16 protein-coding genes are annotated in these 19281 nt (G+C 66.0%); 10 read left to right on the forward strand and 6 right to left on the reverse strand.

The genetic code is table 11. The features are described from left to right. The first annotated feature begins 76 nt into the window (after positions 1 to 76). Together PUN51_RS18865 and PUN51_RS18870 are read left to right on the forward strand one after the other, a co-directional pair. Positions 77 to 1813, forward strand: coding sequence for a bifunctional 3'-5' exonuclease/DNA polymerase (locus tag PUN51_RS18865; RefSeq protein WP_224027022.1), 1737 nt, complete (start codon positions 77 to 79; stop codon positions 1811 to 1813). 160 nt (positions 1814 to 1973) lie between these two features. Continuing rightward, positions 1974 to 2162, forward strand: coding sequence for a YegP family protein (locus tag PUN51_RS18870; protein ID WP_255173254.1), 189 nt, complete (start codon positions 1974 to 1976; stop codon positions 2160 to 2162). 3 nt (positions 2163 to 2165) lie between these two features. On the opposite strand, the gene PUN51_RS18875 is transcribed toward PUN51_RS18870, so the two are convergent. Genes PUN51_RS18875 through PUN51_RS18885 form a run of 3 tightly spaced genes read right to left on the reverse strand, consistent with a single transcriptional unit; the run spans position 2166 to position 5055 of the window. Continuing rightward, complete coding sequence (locus PUN51_RS18875) at positions 2166 to 2843, reverse strand: NUDIX hydrolase (RefSeq protein ID WP_159630722.1); 678 nt, start codon at positions 2841 to 2843, stop codon at positions 2166 to 2168. Beyond that, the gene (gene nth, locus PUN51_RS18880; RefSeq protein WP_275182157.1) at positions 2840 to 3634 is read right to left on the reverse strand and encodes an endonuclease III; all 795 of its coding nucleotides are present in this window, start codon (positions 3632 to 3634) and stop codon (positions 2840 to 2842) included. The genes PUN51_RS18875 and nth overlap by 4 nt, the downstream gene beginning before the upstream one ends. A gap of 44 nt (positions 3635 to 3678) precedes the next feature. Beyond that, entirely contained in the window at positions 3679 to 5055 is a 1377-nt protein-coding gene (locus PUN51_RS18885) for a hypothetical protein (RefSeq protein ID WP_275182137.1), read from the reverse strand. 408 nt (positions 5056 to 5463) lie between these two features. On the opposite strand from PUN51_RS18885, the gene acs reads away from it, so the two are divergent. Beyond that, positions 5464 to 7485, forward strand: a complete 2022-nt coding sequence (gene acs, locus PUN51_RS18890) for an acetate--CoA ligase (protein ID WP_275182138.1) — start codon at positions 5464 to 5466, stop codon at positions 7483 to 7485. A gap of 95 nt (positions 7486 to 7580) precedes the next feature. Next, positions 7581 to 8342 (forward strand): DeoR/GlpR family DNA-binding transcription regulator, encoded by a 762-nt coding sequence (locus PUN51_RS18895; RefSeq protein ID WP_275182139.1) that lies wholly within the window; start codon positions 7581 to 7583, stop codon positions 8340 to 8342. 6 nt (positions 8343 to 8348) lie between these two features. On the opposite strand, the gene PUN51_RS18900 is transcribed toward PUN51_RS18895, so the two are convergent. Then, positions 8349 to 9365, reverse strand: coding sequence for a LacI family DNA-binding transcriptional regulator (locus PUN51_RS18900; RefSeq protein WP_159630714.1), 1017 nt, complete (start codon positions 9363 to 9365; stop codon positions 8349 to 8351). A gap of 213 nt (positions 9366 to 9578) precedes the next feature. On the opposite strand from PUN51_RS18900, the gene PUN51_RS18905 reads away from it, so the two are divergent. From PUN51_RS18905 to PUN51_RS18920, 4 genes are all read left to right on the forward strand, one after another. Then, positions 9579 to 11642, forward strand: coding sequence for a beta-galactosidase (locus PUN51_RS18905; protein ID WP_275182140.1), 2064 nt, complete (start codon positions 9579 to 9581; stop codon positions 11640 to 11642). Beyond that, on the forward strand, positions 11629 to 12564 hold the full coding sequence (locus PUN51_RS18910) for a carbohydrate ABC transporter permease (protein WP_159630710.1): 936 nt from the start codon (positions 11629 to 11631) through the stop codon (positions 12562 to 12564). The genes PUN51_RS18905 and PUN51_RS18910 overlap by 14 nt, the downstream gene beginning before the upstream one ends. Before the next feature lie 77 nt (positions 12565 to 12641). Beyond that, positions 12642 to 13475 (forward strand): carbohydrate ABC transporter permease, encoded by an 834-nt coding sequence (locus PUN51_RS18915; RefSeq protein WP_159635169.1) that lies wholly within the window; start codon positions 12642 to 12644, stop codon positions 13473 to 13475. 76 nt (positions 13476 to 13551) lie between these two features. Beyond that, positions 13552 to 14880, forward strand: coding sequence for an ABC transporter substrate-binding protein (locus PUN51_RS18920; protein ID WP_275182141.1), 1329 nt, complete (start codon positions 13552 to 13554; stop codon positions 14878 to 14880). 82 nt (positions 14881 to 14962) lie between these two features. Here the strand turns inward: PUN51_RS18920 and PUN51_RS18925 are convergent, their stop codons facing one another. Then, on the reverse strand, positions 14963 to 15985 hold the full coding sequence (locus PUN51_RS18925; RefSeq protein WP_275182142.1) for a LacI family DNA-binding transcriptional regulator: 1023 nt from the start codon (positions 15983 to 15985) through the stop codon (positions 14963 to 14965). A 14-nt stretch (positions 15986 to 15999) separates the two neighbouring features. Continuing rightward, positions 16000 to 17202, reverse strand: coding sequence for a Gfo/Idh/MocA family protein (locus PUN51_RS18930; protein WP_275182143.1), 1203 nt, complete (start codon positions 17200 to 17202; stop codon positions 16000 to 16002). A 183-nt stretch (positions 17203 to 17385) separates the two neighbouring features. Between PUN51_RS18930 and PUN51_RS18935 the strand changes: the two genes are divergently transcribed. Together PUN51_RS18935 and PUN51_RS18940 are read left to right on the forward strand one after the other, a co-directional pair. Beyond that, positions 17386 to 18318, forward strand: a complete 933-nt coding sequence (locus PUN51_RS18935) for a carbohydrate ABC transporter permease (RefSeq protein ID WP_275182144.1) — start codon at positions 17386 to 17388, stop codon at positions 18316 to 18318. Between the two features lie 9 nt (positions 18319 to 18327). Further along, positions 18328 to 19251, forward strand: a complete 924-nt coding sequence (locus PUN51_RS18940; RefSeq protein ID WP_224027029.1) for a carbohydrate ABC transporter permease — start codon at positions 18328 to 18330, stop codon at positions 19249 to 19251. The last annotated feature ends 30 nt before the right edge of the window (positions 19252 to 19281 follow it).

The raw sequence follows: 19281 nt of genomic DNA on the forward strand, positions 1-19281 counted from the left end.
ACCAAAGCCCGTTAAGGGGGCACCTCCCCTATGTGGACAAACAGGGCCACCACTCCCGGCAGGGCACAATGGGAACATGTACCTGCTGCTTGCCGCCCACCCCCGCGGTGCGGCACTGCAGGAACTGACACAGGCAGGCGACCCCCAACCGGCCAACCCCGGGCCCCGGCTGGTGGCACCCGGCGAGCTTGCCGCCGTCGTCCGTGAACTGGAAGCCCGGCGCCCCGGCGGACAGCCGCCCCGGTGGATCTGGCACCGGACGCAGGACTGGTACCCCGCGCTGCTCGCCTCCGGTGTGGAGGTGGAGCGCTGCTACGACGTCACCCTCTGCGGCAACATCCTGGCCTTCTCGCAGTTCAGCGCCCATACCGATTACGCCAGGAATACCGACAGGGTCCCTGTGGAGGATCCCATGCTCCCGCCGAAGGCTCTGCTGCCGCCGCGTCCCCCAGCGGACCAGGGAGCGCTGTTCGACGATCCGGGTGCCGGACCGGCCCCGGGGTGGGGACTTGAGGACCTCCGCGCCGAATACGCGGCCCAGCAGGCCGCCCTGGCCGGCGTGGGGATGGAGGAAAACCGCCGGCACCGCCTCCAGCTGCTGCTCGCGGCGGAGTCGGCAGCCGCCATGGTGGCTGCCGAGATGCAGCACGCGGGCGTTCCGTGGCGGGAGGACCTGCACGAACAGATCCTGGTTGACCACCTGGGGCCCCGCCCGCCCGCCGGACAGCGTCCGCAAAGACTCGAGGCGCTTGCTGCGGAACTGCGTACCCTGCTCAACTCCCCGGGGCTCAACCCCGACTCGCCGCAGGACCTGATGCGGGCCCTGCACCGCAACGGCATCGAGGTGAAGAGCACCCGGAAGTGGGAGCTCAGGGAGTCCAGCCACCCTGTCATCGAGCCGCTGCTGGAATACAAGAAGCTCTCCCGCCTCCACACGGCCAACGGCTGGTCATGGCTGGACGCCTGGGTGGACGGTGGCAGGTTCCGCCCCGAGTATGTGGTGGGTGGAGTGGTTTCCGGGCGCTGGGCGTCCCGGGGCGGTGGCGCACTGCAGATCCCGCGCCAGGTCCGCGGAGCGGTCCATGCAGACCCGGGCCACAAACTGATCGTGGCCGACGCCTCGCAGCTGGAACCGCGCGTCCTGGTGGCCCTCGCGCAGGACTCCTCCATGGCTGAGGCCGCCCGGGACCAGGACCTGTATGCCGGCATCGCCGCCAAGGGCTTCGGCGGGGACCGGGCCAAAGCGAAGATGGCGTTGCTGGGCGCGATGTACGGCGCCACCTCCGGCGAGGCCGGGCGGCTGATGCCGCAGTTGGCGCGCACCTATCCGCGCGCCGTCGACTTTGTGGAGCGTGCGGCGCGGGCGGGTGAAGCCGGCGGAACGGTGACCACGCGGCTGGGCCGCAGCAGCCCGCCGCCCTCGGAGCGGTGGTTCCTGAGCCAGCGCTCCACCACCGCCGAAGAGCAGCGGCGCGCAGAGTCCATAGCCCGGTCCCGGGGGCGTTTCACCCGGAACTTCGTGGTCCAGGGCTCCGCGGCGGACTGGGCGGCGTGCTGGCTCGCGGAATTACGACGGCGGCTGCGCACCCTTCGGACAGCGGGCACCGGCGGCAGCGGCGGGACGGTCCGGGCCGAGTTGGTCTTCTTCCTGCACGATGAGGTGATGGTGCATGCGCCCGCGGAAAGGGTTGACGCCTGCATCGCCGCCATCGAGGAATCGGCCGTGGCGGCAAAGGAGCTATTGTTCGGGCGGATCCCGGTGGAGTTCCCGGTGAGCCTCGCCGTCGTCGACTCCTACAACCTCGCCAAATAGCGGTCCCGGCGGGCGCCGGATACCTGCCCATGAGATGCAAGGTAACCTACCCGGCAGTAGCTCGACGGGCAGGGTGGCGGAGGTTACAGTCGGAGGCGGTGGCTGAAACAGACCGGTCCACACGCTGATGCAACGACGCATACCAGGGAGGTCCCCGTCCATGGCGGGAAGATTTGAAATACACCGCACAGGCGACGAGTCGTACCGGCTGCGGCTCACCGACTCCGAGGGCAACACCGTTGCGGTTTCGCCAACCTTCAAGTCCCTGACCATGCTCCGTGACGGCATCAAGGCCATGCGCGAGAACGCCGCCACCGGCATCGTGGTGGATTTGCGCCGGCAGGCCTGAGGTTTAGACCCCGATCGGATGCAGCCGGTTCCGGTCCCACGGAACCGACCAGCCGAGCTGGTCGAAGAGGCCACTGAGCACAATGCCGGTGAAGCCCCACACCACCACCCCGTTCACCGTGAACGCTGGGCTGTCGAACGTCCGCCCTGCCCGGTGGACGGTGGCCATCACCCGGTTGTCCGGGTCCAGCAGGTCCCGCACCGGGACGCGGAACACCTGGGCGGATTCACCATAGTCCACCACCCGGACCGGCGAGGGTGCCTGCCACCACCCCAGCACGGGCGTCACCAGGAAGTTGCTGTGCGCCAACCCCAGCTCCTGGAGCGTGCCCAGCACTTCCACGCCGCTGGAATCCAGTCCGGTCTCCTCCTCGGCTTCCCGGAGCGCGGCCTCCACCGGGGTTTCGTCCCTGTCGATGCCGCCGCCGGGAAAGGCCACCTGGCCGGGATGGGAACCCAGGGTGTGGGCGCGTTCCAGGAGCAGGACGTCGAGGTCGGCCGGCGCAAGTGGCTTGCCGGACGCGGCCGGGACGTCGTCAAGGACGCCAAAGAGCATCAGCACTGCGGCCCTGCGGGCGCGTGCCGCGTCGACGGTCAGGGCCGCCCAGCGCGGATCAGGAGGGCCGGCCGTTCCGGTTTTGGCCCGCCGGACCAGCCCGGCGAGGTCTTCGCGGGCGCTCACGGGGTCCTCTTCTGGGAAGCCATCCGGATCTCTGCGGCCCGGTGCTGTTCTGCCAGGTACTGCTCCAGCAATGCCTCGCTGCCGGGGGCAAGTTCGTATTTGAGGAGCTTGGCCGCCTTGACGGGGTCGGTCTCGCCCAGACCGTAGCTGGGGCACCAGTTGGCCACCGGACAGGCGCCGCAGGCGGGTTTCCTGGCGTGGCAGACCCGGCGGCCATGGAAGATCACCCGGTGGGACAGCATGGTCCAGTCCCTGCGCTCGAACAGCTCCGCCACGTCCTGTTCAATCTGGACGGGATCCTCTGACTGGGTCCAGCCGAACCGCTTGGCCAGCCGGGCGAAGTGCGTGTCAACGGAGATGCCCGGAACGCCGAAGGCGTTGGCGAGCACCACGTTGGCGGTTTTGCGGCCCACTCCGGGCAACGTGACCAGTTCCTCCATCCGCCCGGGCACCTCGCCGTCAAAGTCGTCCACCAGCCGCGTGCACAGTGCCTGGACGTTCTTCGCCTTGGCACGGAAGAACCCGGTGGGCTTGAGGATGGCCTCAAGCTCCGTGGGGTCCGCCTCCGCCAGGGCGCGGGCATTGGGCCACCGCGCGAACAGTACTTTGGTGACCTGGTTGACCGTCACGTCGGTGGTCTGGGCGGACAGGACGGTGGCCACGAGCAGTTCGAACGGATTGCGGAAATCCAGTTCCGCGTGGGCGTACGGGTATTTCTCGGCCAGGGCCTTGTGGATGCGCCGCGCCCTCCGCTTCAGCGCCAGGACGGATTCGGACGAGACCACGGGCATCCCTGCGGCCTGGCCGGTCTTGGTGCGGGCCCCGGCCACCGGCGTCAGCCGCGCTCGATGTTGCTGAGGTCGCGCAGCACGCCCAGCCGTCCATCGGTGTGCTGGACCAGGAATTCGTGGCCGCGGTCCTCAAGTGCCAGCACCCAGCCGCCGGGTTCAATCACGAACGCGGGGGCACCGGTGCGGGGGTCGAAGGCGGTGCGGTGCTGGGCAACGGCAAACCAAAAGGCCTCGTGGATCGGCTGCCCGTCCATCTCGTCGTGGCGGCTTGCCGGGTCCACCGTTGCCCCGATGGGCTGCTCGGCGCGGACCTGCTGGTGAACGGCGGTGGCAGCCGGCGGCTCCCACGCCGCCTGGGGGGCATGGGCTGCGGGGACATCCCCGTGCTGGGTCTCCTCCGCAACGGGAGCAGAAGCAGGGCGGGCGACGTCGGCTGCCTGGGTGGGCGGCCCGGCGTCCACTTCAGGGGTCCGTTCCGACGTTTCGGGGGCGGGCGCGGACGGCGACGACGCGGACGCGGCAGGCCCGTGGGCACCGGAAGCGGCGGCCGCGGCACCGGCTCCTGCAGCTGCAGCTCCGGCGGTTCCCGCGTTTGATGTCCCGGCGGCAGCCACCGGTACGGCAGCGGTAGCGGGCGGCTGCGCGGAACGGACGGGCTCAGGGCTGTGGCCGGCAGATCCCGGCTGGACAGCGGAGGAGCCGGCGCCGGCACCCCCGAAGATGCCGGCGCCCTTGAAGCCGCCCTTGGACTGGTTGGCGCCGGTCTCCGGTTTGGCCGCTTTAGGGGCCCGCGGCTTCCGGGTCGGGACCGCGGCTTCGCGGGCCACGACATGCGCCGGCATCTCGGGCCGGTCCTTGAAGTCACCGGACAGATAGGGCACGAAACGGCCCAGCACCGTGGCAGTGAACAGGATCAGGGAGCCGATCAGGCCCACCAGCAGTGTGGTCCCGTATCCGGAGGCCACCGACAGGAAGAACAAGGCGACGGCAAGGGAAGCCACCACGGAGGCGAACTGGTCGATGGAGAGCGAACCCACGCGGATCCGGGTGGCAGGGGCCAGCCGGCGGGCGGCGAACAGGGCACTGGCGATCAGCGGCAGAATGATGCCCAGTCCCAGGAAGAACAGGTTGTTCAGGTTCCACAGGTTGTACCTGGCACCGAAAAGGGGCAGCAGGGACGCGACAAACAGGATCAACGTCCCGGCGAAAACGGCCAGGTCCCGCACAGTGAACGGACCGAGGACGGCATGGTTGGCGTTGGGGTCGATCTTTCCGGAGGCAGCGTTGCGCCCTGCAGCCTGTCCCTTGGCGGCGCCGCCGGCGGCCGTCGGGTGACCTGGTCCCACAGCGGCGGATCCGGAGCCTCCGGGCCCCGGCTCGGTGTCCGGGGCCGTTCGCTGGCCGAAGCTCTGCTGGTTCATTCTGCTCTCCTTAGCGTGGCGGCACCGGGCCCGGTCCGGACCCGAAAACCGTGCCGTCTTGACATGCGGACCGGGCCCGTCCAGGCACTGTTTGCGCCTGGGCGGAGCGGTCCGAAATGAAGTCACAATTCCATCTCAGCCTAGTCAACAGCCTGGCTGATCACTAGCTGGAGCAGGCCTCCGTGGCCCCGGGAGGAGTAATGAAGACACCATTCACCGCTTAAAAAATGCCGCTCATGGCCGCACGTGTGACGGGGAGCACAGAGGGCGAGCGGCAAGCATTAGGCTAGGTTGCGGAACAGCTCTTTGCGGTACGCCCGCCCGGCTGGAGCCCAATGCCGTGCCACACGGAGGGCCCTGCCGTGCCGGTGTCCCGCGCGGCAAAGATCGATGAATGATGAGGTTCACATGTCCCAGGACACTCCCAGCTCCACGGCCACCGTTCCCTCCGCTTCCGCCCAGCCGGCAGGTCAGCAAGGCCACCAGGGCGATGCTTTTGCGAACCTGCTGCATGAGACCCGGGCCTTCCCGCCCTCCCCGGAATTCGCGGCCAACGCCGTTGTCACCGCCGCCGAGTACGGGGAAGCGGATGCCGACCGGCCGGCGTTCTGGGCAAAGAAGGCCCGGGAACTGCTGACCTGGAGCAAGGACTTCACCCAGGCGCTGGACTGGTCCAATCCGCCCTTCGCCAAGTGGTTTGTGGGCGGTGAACTCAACGCCGCCTACAACGCCCTGGACCGCCACGTCGAAGCCGGCAACGGTGACCGTGTGGCCATCTACTTCGAGGGCGAACCCGGCGACACGCGGACCTACACCTACGCGCAGCTGACCGAAGAGGTGAAAAAGGCGGCCAACGCCTTCGAGTCCCTGGGCGTGGCCAAGGGTGACCGCGTGGCCGTGTACCTGCCCATGATCCCCGAGGCCGTCATTACGCTGCTGGCCTGCGCCCGGATCGGCGCGGTCCACTCCGTGGTGTTCGGCGGTTTCTCCGCCGAAGCACTGCGTTCGCGGATTGACGACGCCGAGGCCAAGCTCGTGGTCACGGCGGACGGCACCTACCGGCGCGGCAAGCCCAGCCCGCTCAAGGCCGCCGTCGATGACGCCCTGGCCCACGACGGCCACACCGTGCAGAACGTGGTGGTGGTCAAGCGCAACGGCCAGGACGTGGACTGGACGGAAGGCCGCGACCACTGGTGGGCTGACACCGTGGGCACGGCAACGGCCGAGCACACGGCGGTGGGCCACGATTCGGAACACCCGCTGTACATCCTCTACACCTCGGGCACCACGGGTAAGCCGAAAGGCATCCTGCACACCACCGGCGGCTACCTCACCCAGACGGCCTACACCCACAAGGCGGTCTTCGACCTCCACCCGGAAACGGACGTCTACTGGTGCACGGCCGACGTCGGCTGGGTCACCGGACACTCCTACGTCGCCTACGCGCCGCTCATCAACGGCGCCACCCAGGTGATGTACGAAGGAACCCCGGACTCCCCGCACCAGGGCCGCTGGTGGGAGATCGTGGAAAAGTACAAGGTCTCCATCCTCTACACCGCGCCCACCGCCATCCGGACCTTCATGAAGTGGGGTTCGGAGATCCCGGCGAAGTACGACCTCTCCTCGCTCCGCGTGCTGGGCTCCGTCGGTGAACCCATCAACCCTGAAGCCTGGATATGGTACCGCAAGGTCATCGGCGGCGACAAGGCACCCATCGTCGATACCTGGTGGCAGACCGAGACCGGCGCGCAGATGATCGCCCCGCTTCCCGGGGTCACGGCCACCAAGCCCGGCTCGGCGCAGGTGCCGCTGCCCGGGATCGCCGTGGACGTTGTCGACGAAATGGGCCAGTCAGTCCCGAACGGGCACGGCGGCTTCCTGGTCATCCGGGAGCCCTGGCCGTCCATGCTGCGCGGGATCTGGGGTGATCCGGAGCGCTTCAAGGACACCTACTGGTCCCGGTTCGAGAACATGTACTTTGCAGGCGACGGTGCCAAGAGGGACGAAGACGGCGACATCTGGCTGCTGGGCCGGGTGGATGACGTCATGAACGTCTCGGGGCACCGGCTCTCCACCACCGAGATCGAGTCCGCCCTGGTGAGCCACCCGGCCGTGGCGGAGGCCGCCGTCGTCGGTGCCACGGACGAAACCACCGGCCAGGCCGTGGTGGCGTTCGTCATCCTCCGTGGCGACGCCGCCAACAACGGTGACGCCACCGTCCAGGAACTGCGCAACCACGTGGGCAGGGAAATCGGACCGATCGCCAAGCCCAAGAACATCCTGGTGGTCCCGGAACTGCCCAAGACCCGGTCCGGCAAGATCATGCGCCGCCTCCTCAAGGACGTGGCGGAAGGCCGCGATCCGGGCGACGCCACCACCCTCTCGGACCCGACCATCATGCAGCAGATCGCGGCGTCGCTGCGGAAGTAGCGGTATCCGTTTGGCGACGGCGCTGCCCGGCCTGGGTGGCGCCGTCGCCGTATGCTGGGAGCAACCCTGTAATACCAATGAAGGAACCCGCTCACATGCTTGCAGCTGCCCGACACCAGGCCATTGTGGATGCTGTCCAGCGGGAGCGGGTGGTGCGGGTTTCAGACCTGGCCGCGCAGCTGGGTGTGTCGCTGATGACGGTGCGGCGGGACATTGAGCAGCTTGAAGAGGGCGGGAAACTGGAGCGCATCCACGGTGGGGCGAAACTTCCCGGTGATGCCAGTGCCCATGAGCCCGGCTTCGAATTGAAATCCACACAGTTAACGGCGGAGAAGCGTGCCATTGCCGTGGCCGCCGCGGGGCTGGTGCAGGAAGGCATGGCGGTCGGCTTGAGCGCAGGCACCACCACGTGGGCGCTGGCCCGGGAATTGACCGGCGGCCCGCGCATCACCGTGGTGACCAATTCGATGCGGATTGCCGATCTTTTCCACCCCGGCGGGTCCACCGTGATCCTGATAGGCGGCGAACGCACGCCGTCGGACGCCCTGGTTGGCCCGATCGCCACCGGGGCCCTCAAGCAACTGCACCTGGACGTCCTGTTCCTGGGCGTCCACGGAATGGATGCAGACGCCGGGTTCACCACCCCAAACCTGCTCGAAGCCGAGACGGACCGTGCGTTCGTGGCAGCCGCACGGAAGACGGTGGTCCTTGCCGACCACACCAAGTGGGGCATGTTGGGCATCAGCTCCATCGCAGCACTCGATGACGTGGATGAGGTCATCAGTGATGCGGGGCTCAGCGCCGAGGCCCAGCGCGTCCTTGGCGAACGGGCCAAGCTGCGTGTAGTGGCCGCGTAAGCGCGGTCAGGCTGATCCGCGCCACATGATGGTGGTCTCGAGGACCCGCGGCGTGCCCGGCAGCCCCTGGAGCTGTGCCAGGACGAGTTCAGCGGCGGTGCTCCCCAGAAGGTCAGCCGGCTGGCGGACGGTGGACAGCTGGGGCCTGCAGCGAAGGGCCCAGCTGCTGTCGTCGAAACCTACAATTCCCACATCCTCCGGGACGCGCCGCCCGGCCTCCTGCAATGCCGTCATGGCTCCGGCGGCCACGGCATCCGAGGCCGCGAAAACTCCGTCCAGGTGGGGAGCGCGCCGGAGCAGTTCCTGCATGCCTTCCAACCCGGCAGCGTAGGTGTACAAGGGGTATTCCACCACCAGGTTGGGGTCAAATCGGTCGCCCATCGCGGCCCGGAAGCCGGCAAGCCGGTCCTTTCCTGAGTCGCGGTCCAAGGCACTGGCGATCATGCCCACCTGTTCCCGCCCTGTTTCCAGCAGCCTTTTGGTGATGCTCCGTGCGGCCTCAACGTTGTCAATGGCGGCGTACGGCAGCGCGGGCGTCCCTTCCGGGTGGCCGACGAAGGCCGCAGGCAAGCCAATGTCCGCTATGGCTGCCGCAATGGGATCGGACGCGCGCGCTGAGATGATGACGGCGCCGTCGACCAGGCCGCCCCGCAGGTAATCCGCCACCCTGCGGCTGTCACGGTCAGAATCAATGATCAGCGAAACCAGTTGGTAGTCAGCCTTCGACAGCACCTCGTTGGCGCCCAGCAGGATGGAGCCAATATTGGGGTCTTCGAACAACAGCGAGTGGGGTTCGTGAATGATCAGCCCGATGGCCCGGGATTCCTGGGTGACCAGGTTGCGGGCTGCGTTGTTGCGGACGTATCCCACCCGGGCGATGGCTTCTTCGACGGCCTGCTTGGCCTCATCGGAGACGTATTTTTCCCCGTTCATGACCCGTGAAACAGTCCCCCGGGAAAGCCCGGCGGCGTCCGCGACATCGTTGATGGTGGCGCGGCGGGCACGGGTGCGTGTCAGCGACATATTTGTACTGTAGCGGAGTCTGGACGGGGTACGTCCTCCCGCAGGCATTGACACGGCCCTGACCGCCGCCGTACTCTGGGAACGTTCCCAGATGACCTGCATCACTATTTGCGGCGCCCGTCTGGGAACGTTCACAGAGATCGTTGAGACAACAGCGTCCAAGAGCAGGGGCTTCCCCGTCTTGCACGTTTGCCGCAAGCCGAAGGAGCAGGGTTGAGCCCCACCAAAACGTCAGTTGCCGAGCTTTCCGGGAACGGACAGCTCGTTTACGGCTGCGACTACAACCCCGAGCAGTGGGATCCCGCCGTCTGGCAGGAAGACGTCCGGCTCATGAAAGAGGCGGGGGTCAACCTCGTTGCGGTCAACATTTTCGGCTGGGCCGAACTGGAGCCCTCCCCCGGGACCTACTCCTTTGAACGTCTCGACCAGGTGTTGGATTTGCTGCACGCCAATGGCATCGGGGCCAACCTCGGCACCGGGACCTCGTCCACCCCTGCGTGGCTGACAACCCTGCATCCGGAAATCCTCCCGGAGTCCGCAGCAGGAGTCCGGGCATGGCCGGGCGGCCGGCAGGCATGGTGCCCCAGTTCCCCGCGCTACCGGGAGTATGCCCTCCGGCTGGTGGACGAAGTAGCACGACGGTACGGCACGCACCCTGGAGTACGGCTGTGGCATGTTTCAAACGAACTGGGATGCCACAACGCCCTGTGCTACTGCGACGTCTCCGCCGCTGCGTTCCGCACCTGGCTGACTGCGCGCTACGGCACCCTGGACGCCCTCAACAGCGCCTGGGGCACCGCCTTCTGGTCCCAGCGCTACTCCGCCTGGGAGCAAATCCTGCCCCCGCGAATCACGGTCTCCACCAACAACCCCACCCAGCTGCTCGACTTCCACCGCTTCAGCTCCGACGAACTGCTGGGCTACTACCAGGCGGAGGCGGACGTGCTGGGGAAGCACAGCACCATCCCGGTCACCACCAACTTCATGGTCGCCGCGCACATCCGCAACCAGGACTACTGGGCGTGGGCGCCCCACATGGACATCATCGCCAACGACCACTACCTCGACCACCGGCTCGAGGACCCCACGGTGGAGCTGGCCTTCGCCGCAGACGCCACCCGCGGACTTGCCCAGGGCCAGCCCTGGCTGCTGATGGAACATTCCACCTCTGCCGTGAACTGGCAGCCCCGCAACATTGCCAAGGCCCCCGGCCAGATGCTCCGCAACTCACTCACCCACCTGGCGCGCGGAGCGGACGGACTCTGCTTCTTCCAGTGGCGGGCCTCCGTCCAGGGCAGCGAAAAATTCCACTCGGCCATGCTCCCCCACGCCGGAACAGACTCGCGGGTCTGGCGGGAAGTCAAAGAGCTCGGCCACATCCTCGAAAAGCTCGCCGGGGTGGCCGGCACCACGGTGAAAGCCGAAGCTGCACTGGTTTTCAGCTGGGAAGCGTGGTGGGCCTACGACCAGGAGTCACACCCTTCCTCGGACGTACGGTACCTGGACCAGGTGCACTCCCTCTACAAAGCGCTTTGGGACAACGGCATCACGGTGGACATCGTGGCCCCCGGCTCTGACCTCTCCGGCTACAAGCTGGCACTGGTTCCCGGACTCTACCTCGTCCGTGAGCAGGAATCCGCGGCCCTGTCAGACTTTGTCGGCAGCGGAGGCCACGCCGTGGTTACCTACTTCAGCGGCATTGTCGACGAAAACGACACAGTACTGACCGGCGGCTACCCGGGCGCGTTCCGGGACCTCCTCGGCGTCCGCTCGGAGGAATTCCTGCCCATGCCGCCCGGACAGCTCCTGCCGCTGGATACCGGAGCCACGGCCGCCCTGTGGGCCGAGGCCCTGCGCCTGGAGGGCGCGGAGGCAAAAGCGTCCTTCACTGAGGGCCACCTCACCGGCACCCCGGCAGTGACCCGCAACCGGTACGGCGCCGGGAACGCCTGGTACATCGGCACAGTGCTCGATCCCCAAGCCCTCCGCGATGTTGTGGCCGGAGCCGCCGCCGAAGCCGGTGTCGCTGTGCAGGTAACCGCGGCAGGGCTGGAAGTCATTGCCAGGTCAGACGCGGAGCACACGTACACCTTCCTTATCAACCACTCGGACGATGAGCACAAATACCCTGCACCCGGATACGAACTGATCGCGGGGGAAGAAGTCTCCACCGCCGTCGTCATTCCTGCCGGCACCGTGCGCGTCGTCCGCAGCTTCAGCTCAGCACCCCCAACCACTGGCCGCATCACCGGCCTTAAGGATGATGAAAGTGACTAGACACCAAACTGCTCCGGCAATGGCCGCGGGGGCACCGCCAGCCCGGAAACCCAGGACGTCGGCCGCCCAGCGCCGCGCCGTCCTCCTGTTCGTTGCGCCGTTCGGCCTGCTCTTCCTGGCCTTCTATGCGGTGCCGATCGTCTTCGCCGTGGTCCAATCCCTCCTCACCGTGGAACGCAAGGGCACCTTCGGGCCTCCCCAACAGGTCTTCGGCGGACTCGTCCAGTACCAGCAGGTGTTCCAGAACACCGAATTCTGGGAATCCGTGGGCCGCGTCCTGCTCTTCGGAGTGGTCCAGGTGCCGATCATGCTCGGTCTTGCCCTCCTGTTTGCCTTGCTGCTCGATTCGCCCCTCCTGAAGGGTAAGAAGTTCTTCCGGCTGGCATTTTTCGCCCCCTACGCAGTACCGGGCGTTATCGCCGCGATCATGTGGGGCTTCCTCTACTCCCCGTCGCTTTCCCCCTTCGGCGCCGTTACGTCACAGGTGAACTTCCTCTCCGCGGACCTGGTTCTCTGGGCCATCGCAAACATCGTGACCTGGGTCTACGTCGGCTACAACATGCTGATCATCTACTCGTCGCTGCTGGCCATCCCCACGGAGATCTACGAGGCAGCAAAACTGGACGGCGCCAGCAACCTGCAGATCGCCTGGCGGATCAAGATACCGCTCGTGGTTCCGGCCATCATCCTTACCGGAGTGTTTTCCATCATCGGGACCCTCCAGCTCCTTGCCGAGCCGCAGACCCTTCGCAGCTTCAGTTCCGCCATCAGCAGCACGTTCACTCCGAACCTGGCCGTCTACACAACGGCGTCGGTGCCGAACTACAGCCTGGCAGCAGCGTTCTCCGTGGTGCTGGCGCTGGCCACATTCGTTCTTTCCTTCGTCTTCCTCAAGGCGACCCAGCGGAAGGTTTCCCAGTGAGCGCAGCAACAGCCGTGACCACAACCAAGAAGACGTCCCCCGTATCCGGCAGCCCCCGGGGCCCGCGGCACAGCATCATGTCACGCGGTGCGGCGATGCTCATCATGGGTGTCTTCACGCTCTACTTCCTGACCCCCATCTGGTGGCTGCTGGTCTCCTCCTCCAAAACGGGAGGGGACATCACCGGCACGGCGCCGCTCTGGTTCACCGCGGACTCCATCCCCACGTTCTTTGCCAACCTTGGCAACCTCTTCACCTACAGCGACGGTGTCTTTGGCCGGTGGCTTCTGAACAGTGCGCTCTACGCCGGCCTCGGCGCCCTGCTGGGCACCGTCATCGCCGCCATGTGCGGCTATGCCTTGGCCAAGTACGAATTCCGCGGCCGGGAGGCCATCTTCAACGTCGTACTCAGCGGCGTCCTGGTCCCCGCCACAGCCCTGGCCCTCCCCCTGTTCCTGATCTTCAGCCAGGTGAAACTGACCAACACCCTCTGGGCCGTCTTCCTGCCCAGCCTCGTCAGCCCGTTCGGCGTCTACCTCGCGCGGATCTATGCCGCTGCAAGTGTTCCCACGGAACTGCTGGAGGCTGCGCGCCTCGATGGTTCCTCGGAAGCCAGGACGTTCTTTACCGTGTCCACCCGCCTGATGGCTCCCGCCCTGGTCACCATCTTCCTGTTCCAGTTCGTCGCCATCTGGAACAACTTCTTCCTGCCCCTGATCATGCTGCGGGACCAGGCCCTGTTCCCGGTCACGCTGGGACTGTACGCATGGAACAGCCAAATCAGCCAGATTCCGGAGCTGCGGGTCCTGGTCATCGTCGGCGCCCTGGTCTCGATCCTTCCGCTCATCGCGACGTTCCTGGCGCTGCAGCGCTTCTGGAGCAGCGGCCTGGGCGCCGGCAGCGTCAAATAACCCCCTGCAGATTTCCCCCCATCACACGTCCCGCGGCGCCCCGCCCCGGTACACCCCCCACTAATAAGGAATAGAAATGCGCGTGCGTTACGGAAAAGCCACTGCCGCCTTTGCCATAGTCTCGGCGCTGTCCCTTGCGGGCTGCTCCAGCGGCGGAAGCACCTCCGCGTCCCAGGACACGTCCTGCAAGCCCTCCTCCGGACCGGTCGAATTGTCATTCACCACCTGGGTACCCGGCATGGACAAGGTGGTGGACCTCTGGAACAAGGACCACCCGGACATCAAGGTGAAGGTCCAGACGGGCCCCAACGGCAACTCGGGCACATACCAGAACTTCTTCAACCAGCTGCAGGCCGGCAACGCCCCGGACCTGGGCCAGATCGAATACGATGCGCTGCCGAACTTCCGGGTCCAGGACGGTCTGGAGAACATAGCCGCATGTGAGGGAGTAGCCGGCGCCAAGGACAAGTTCGTCGACTGGACCTGGGGCCAGGTGACGTTCGGGGAGGACAAGGCCGTCTACGCGATCCCGCAGGACAGCGGTCCAATGGCGATGTTCTACCGGGCCGACCTCTTCAGGGAGGCGGGCATCAAGGTCCCCACCACGTGGGACGAATATGCTGCAGCCGCTGAGCAGATCAAGGCCCGCGGCTCCTACATCACCAACTTCCCCCGCAGCGACGTCAACTGGTTCGCCGGCAATGTCTGGCAGGCGGGCGGGCAGTGGTTCTCCAACGCCAACGACAAGTGGGAAGTCAACCTGACCGGCAAGGAGTCCGAGAAGGTGGCCAACTACTGGCAGAAGCTGCTGGAGAAGGGCCAAGTATCCACCCTTCCCTCCTTCTCCGATGAGTGGAACGCCTCCTTCAACAAGGGCCAGCAGTGGACCTGGGTTTCTGCCGTGTGGGGCGCCTCAACCCTGCAGAGCGGAGCGCCGGATACGGCCGGGAAGTGGGCGGTTGCCCCGATGCCGCAGTGGGACGCCGGCGGAAAGGCCGCAGGCAACTGGGGAGGTTCCTCCACCGCAGTCCTGAAGGGCTCAAAGCACCCCTATGAAGCGTCCAAGTTCGCCCTGTGGTTGAACACCGATCCGGAGGCGCTGGCGCTGGCCAATAAGCTCGGCGGCCTCTACCCCGCCGCGAAGTCGGCCAAGGACCTGGGCGCCTTCTCCGGCGGCGTGGACTACTTCGGCGGCCAGAAGATCTACGACGTCTTCGCCGACGCGTCCTCCAACGTGAACCCCAACTTCACCTGGGGGCCCACCATGACCAAGACGTACACTGACGTTTCAGACGGTTTCGGCAAGGCAACGGGCGGCAGCGGTACCCTTCTGGATGCCCTCAAGAACGGTCAGGCGAAAACCATCGAAGCCCTGAAGTCGCAGTCCATCCCCGTCAAGGAGTAACTGCAGGGCTCCCCATGAGGGAAGATTCCCTCACCAAAAAGGTCACCATCCCCGCGGCCGGCGGGGATGGTGACCTCTTGGTTTAAGGGCAGCCGCAGGACTGCCGGACGTGAAGCTTTGTGGGAAATATGTTGTGTTTCGGTTTTCCCCCGCGCCGGGCCTCCACCAGGGCGTTGACGGCGGCCTCCGCCATCGCAGCCACGGGCTGCTCCACCGTAGTCAGGGGCGGCCAGGAGTATTCGGCTTCAATCGATCCGTCGAAGGACACCACTGCGATATCCCCCGGAACTGCCAGCCCTGCCTCATGGATAGCCCGCAGCAGACCCACTGCCTGGGTATCCGAGGTGGCGAAGATGGCTGTTGGCCGGTTGATCGAGGCGACCAGGCGCTGGCCGGCCGAATAGCCGCCGGGCCAGGTGAATCCGCTGTAGACGACAGGTCCTTCCTGCAGCCCGGCCTCCTGCAGGGCCTGGCGCCAGCCCACCTCACGGCCATCCATGCTGCCCGAAACGTTGGTGCCCATGGCCAGTCCAATATTGGTGTGCCCGTGGCCGATGAGGTGCTCGACAGCGATCCGGGCTCCCGCAGCCAGGTCGACCCCGATGCTGTTGAAACCCGGGGCATCCCGTTCCTGGTTCAGCAGTACCGCCGGGATGTCCGCCGTTTCAAGCGCTTCGAGGTCCGGTTCGAAGAGGACACTGGCCAGCAGCACTCCATCCACCTGGCGGGCGGCAAGGTTGCGGATGTTGCGCCCCTCCTTGGCCAGGTTCCCGTCTGAGTTGCTGAGGACCAGGGCGTAGCCCAGATCCGCGGCGGCATCCTCGACTGCGTGGGCGAGCAGGGAGAAGAAGGGGTTTGTATTGTCCGGGATGATGAGCCCCAGGGTCTCGCTTGAGCCCAGCTTGAGTGCACGGGCCGCCGCATTGGGCCGGTATCCGAGGACGCGGATGGCGTCCTGCACTTTTGCTTCGGTGGCCGGCGCCACCTTCTTGGGGCCGCCATTAACCACGTAGCTGACGACGGCGGTGCTGACGCCGGCATACCGCGCAACGTCCTTGCGCGTCACAGGGCCGCCACGGGGAGCCTTTACTGCCGGTGATGTCATGGTCTCCATGCTAGCTACGAGTCGGCCGGGGCATCGCCAAAGTCGCGGATGGGCAGCCGGGCGCCGTTCTGCCGGGCCGATTCGTGGGCCACGATCCCGGGGAGGGTGAAACGTGCGGCCACCCAGGCGTTGACCGGGGGCAGCGTCCGGTTGTTCACCGCGGTGACGAAGTCGTCCACCAGGAAATGATGGCTGCCCTCATGGCCGTTGGGCGCTCCCTGGAACTCCACGGGCAGCCGTCCCGCGTCGTGGACCGGGGAGAGTCCCGACACGAACGCGTCCCGAAGCTCCGGCGCCACGTGGGCCAGGGACGGATCGTCCAGGGACATGCTGGGACGGGTTTCCATCTGCTCCGACATGTCGTGGACGTCCTGCTTGTCCTGCCAGACGGTGACCTTGGCGAGCTGTTCGAAACTGGCCTCGGTGCCGAAGAACCGGAACCGGGATTCTCGGATGTGCGACGGATAACCGACGCGGCGCATTTCGTTGGTGCGCATCACGCCGCCGTCATTCAGTTCGAAAAGCGCCGTGGCGTTGGAGAAGTCGTTGCCGAACATGCTGACGTCCTTGTCGAACACGCCGTCGTTCCGCTGGTCGCTGACCCCCACGCAGCTGACGCTGACGGCGTGGGCCGGGACTGCCCCGAGCACACCGCCGATGGCGTGGGTGGGGTAGAGCATGGGCGGATAGCTGGCCGTCTCTTTCCACCGGTCGCCGCCGCTGTACTGGTAGGCGTCATAGAAGCCAAGGTCCATGTCGTGGACGTAGTCACCCTCGGAGTAGAAGATCCGCCCGAACCTGCCGGCCGCGTGCTGTTCGCGGGCATAGACGGTGGCCGGGTTGTAGTAGCTGGTCTCCCCCATCATGTAGACCAGACCGGTTTCCCGGACGGCTTCAATGATGCGCTCGATTTCGTCCTCTGACACTGCCATGGGGACCGCAGAGTAGACGTGCTTGCCTGCACGGAGGGCACGTTCCACCAGCGGACCGTGCGTCCAGCGCTGCGTGAAAATTGCCACCGCATCGATGTCAGAGGCCAGGAGCGCGTCAAAGTCCGGCAGTACACCGGCGAGTTCGAGGTGTTCGGCCACTGATTCCGCACGTGCGGGCAGCTTGTCGACCATGTGGACTGCGCTGATGCCGGGGTGCAGGTTGAACAGGTGCGCGAACTGGCCGCCGAACTGGCCTGCGCCCACGATGCCGATGGAGAACGTCATTGTTTGCCTTCCGATAGGGGTTTGTCCGAGTGTTTCACTCGGATCTACTCGAGTCAATATCCATAGAATGGCAAAAATACGTGGTGTAGAAACATTTCGACGTAGGCATTGCCGAGCTAAATCTACTCGTGTAGATTACATCGCAGCTTGTTACTTCCATCACACTCGCCGAAAGGGTCGACGATGACCACCCTTACCAGGAACGCCAGCCCGGCAGAGCACTCAGTGCGCCGGCCGCTGAAGCGCGGGGGACAAAGCGACCTGAAGACCGCACTGTTCTTCATCGCCCCCGCAATGATCGGATTTATCGCCTTTTACCTGGTGCCCACGCTTCGCGGCATCTACCTCAGCTTCACCGAATACAGCATCCTCGGGGATCCCACCTGGATCGGGACCGCCAACTATGAGGCCATCGGCAAGGATCCCCTTTTCTGGAACGCCCTCGCGGTCACCACGCAGTACGTCCTGATCAACATCGTCCTGCAGACGGCGCTGGCCCTGGGCCTGGCCCTCCTGATGCACCGCGTGGCCAAATCAACGTTCATCCGGGGGACCCTGCTCCTCCCCTACCTGATGGCCAACGTGATCGCCGCACTGCTGTGGTTCTGGCTGCTGGACTACCAGATCGGCATCGTCAACTACTTCATCGATGCCCTGGGCATGCCCAAGGTAGCTTTTTTCGGCAGCGAAGAATGGGCCATCCCCACGCAGGCCCTGATCAACACCTGGCGGCACATGGGCTACACCGCACTGCTGATCTTCGCCGGCCTGCAGGCCATCCCGCACCATGTCTACGAGGTTGCCAACCTGGACGGCGCCTCCCTATGGCAGACGTTCCGGAAGATCACCCTGCCCCTGCTGCGCCCGGTCCTGGCCCTGGTCCTGATCGTCACCATCATCGGTTCCTTCCAGGTCTTCGACACCGTCGCCGTCACCACCCAGGGCGGACCGGTCAACGCCAGCCGCGTGCTGCAGTTCTACATCTACCAAAAGGCCTTCACGGAATCGGACTTCGGTTACGGGTCCGCCCTGGCCGTCATCCTCTTCGTCATCCTCGCCCTGGTGGCCTTCATCCAAATGAAGTTCCTCAAGGGCAATGAATCGGACCTGGACTAAGGACGCCCCATGACCACCGCAAGAGTCTCCGCCCCCGCCCGGCCGGCCGCCCGGCGTCGCCCGTTCAACTGGCGCCGCGCCGGCGCCTGGGTCCTCGTCGCCATCGCCGTCGCCGTCTCCGTCCTCCCGTTCTACTGGGTCCTGCGGACCGCGCTGTCCACCAACGGGGCCCTGGCCTCCAACGCCACCAACCTGCTCCCCGCCGAGTTCAACCTGGGTGCGTTCCAGCGCGTCTTCGGCCTGCAGTCCCCGGAGGAAGCCGTGGCCGACGGCGGTTCCGGCGCCCAGATCGACTTCTGGTCCTACCTCCGCAACTCCGTGCTGTTCGCCTCCATCACCACCATCGGGGCCGTGTTCTTCAGCGCCATGGCGGCGTACGCGTTCGCCCGGCTCCGCTGGCGGGGACGGAACGCCGTGTTCAGCCTCTTCCTGGCCACCATGATGGTCCCGCCGATCTTCACGGCCCTGCCCAACTTCCTGCTCATCAAGAACCTGGGCCTGCTGAACACCATGGTTGGCCTGGTGCTGCCCTATATCTTCATGACCCCCTTCGCCATCTTCTTCCTCCGCCAGTTCTTCCTGAACATGTCCCGCGAAGTCGAAGAAGCGGCAATGCTCGACGGCGCCAAGCACCTCCGGATCTTCTTCCAGATCATCCTGCCCAACGCCGCAGCCCCGCTCGCCACACTTGCCCTGCTCACATTCATCGGCCAGTGGAATGAATACTTCTGGCCCCTGCTGGTGGGCCAGGACGAATCCGTCCGCGTCCTCACCGTGGGCCTGGGCGTCTTCAAGTCCCAGTCGCCCCAGGGTGCACCGGACTGGTCCGGCCTCATGGCGGCAACCCTGGTCTCGGCCCTTCCGGTCCTGATCCTGTTCGCCGCCTTCGGCAAGAAGATCGTCAACTCCATCGGCTTCTCCGGCATTAAGTAACACCCCTCAGCTCCCCAGCTCCCTGACCCC

Origin of the sequence: Arthrobacter sp. NQ4, from assembly GCF_029077345.1 — a bacterium.
Lineage (GTDB): Bacteria > Actinomycetota > Actinomycetes > Actinomycetales > Micrococcaceae > Arthrobacter.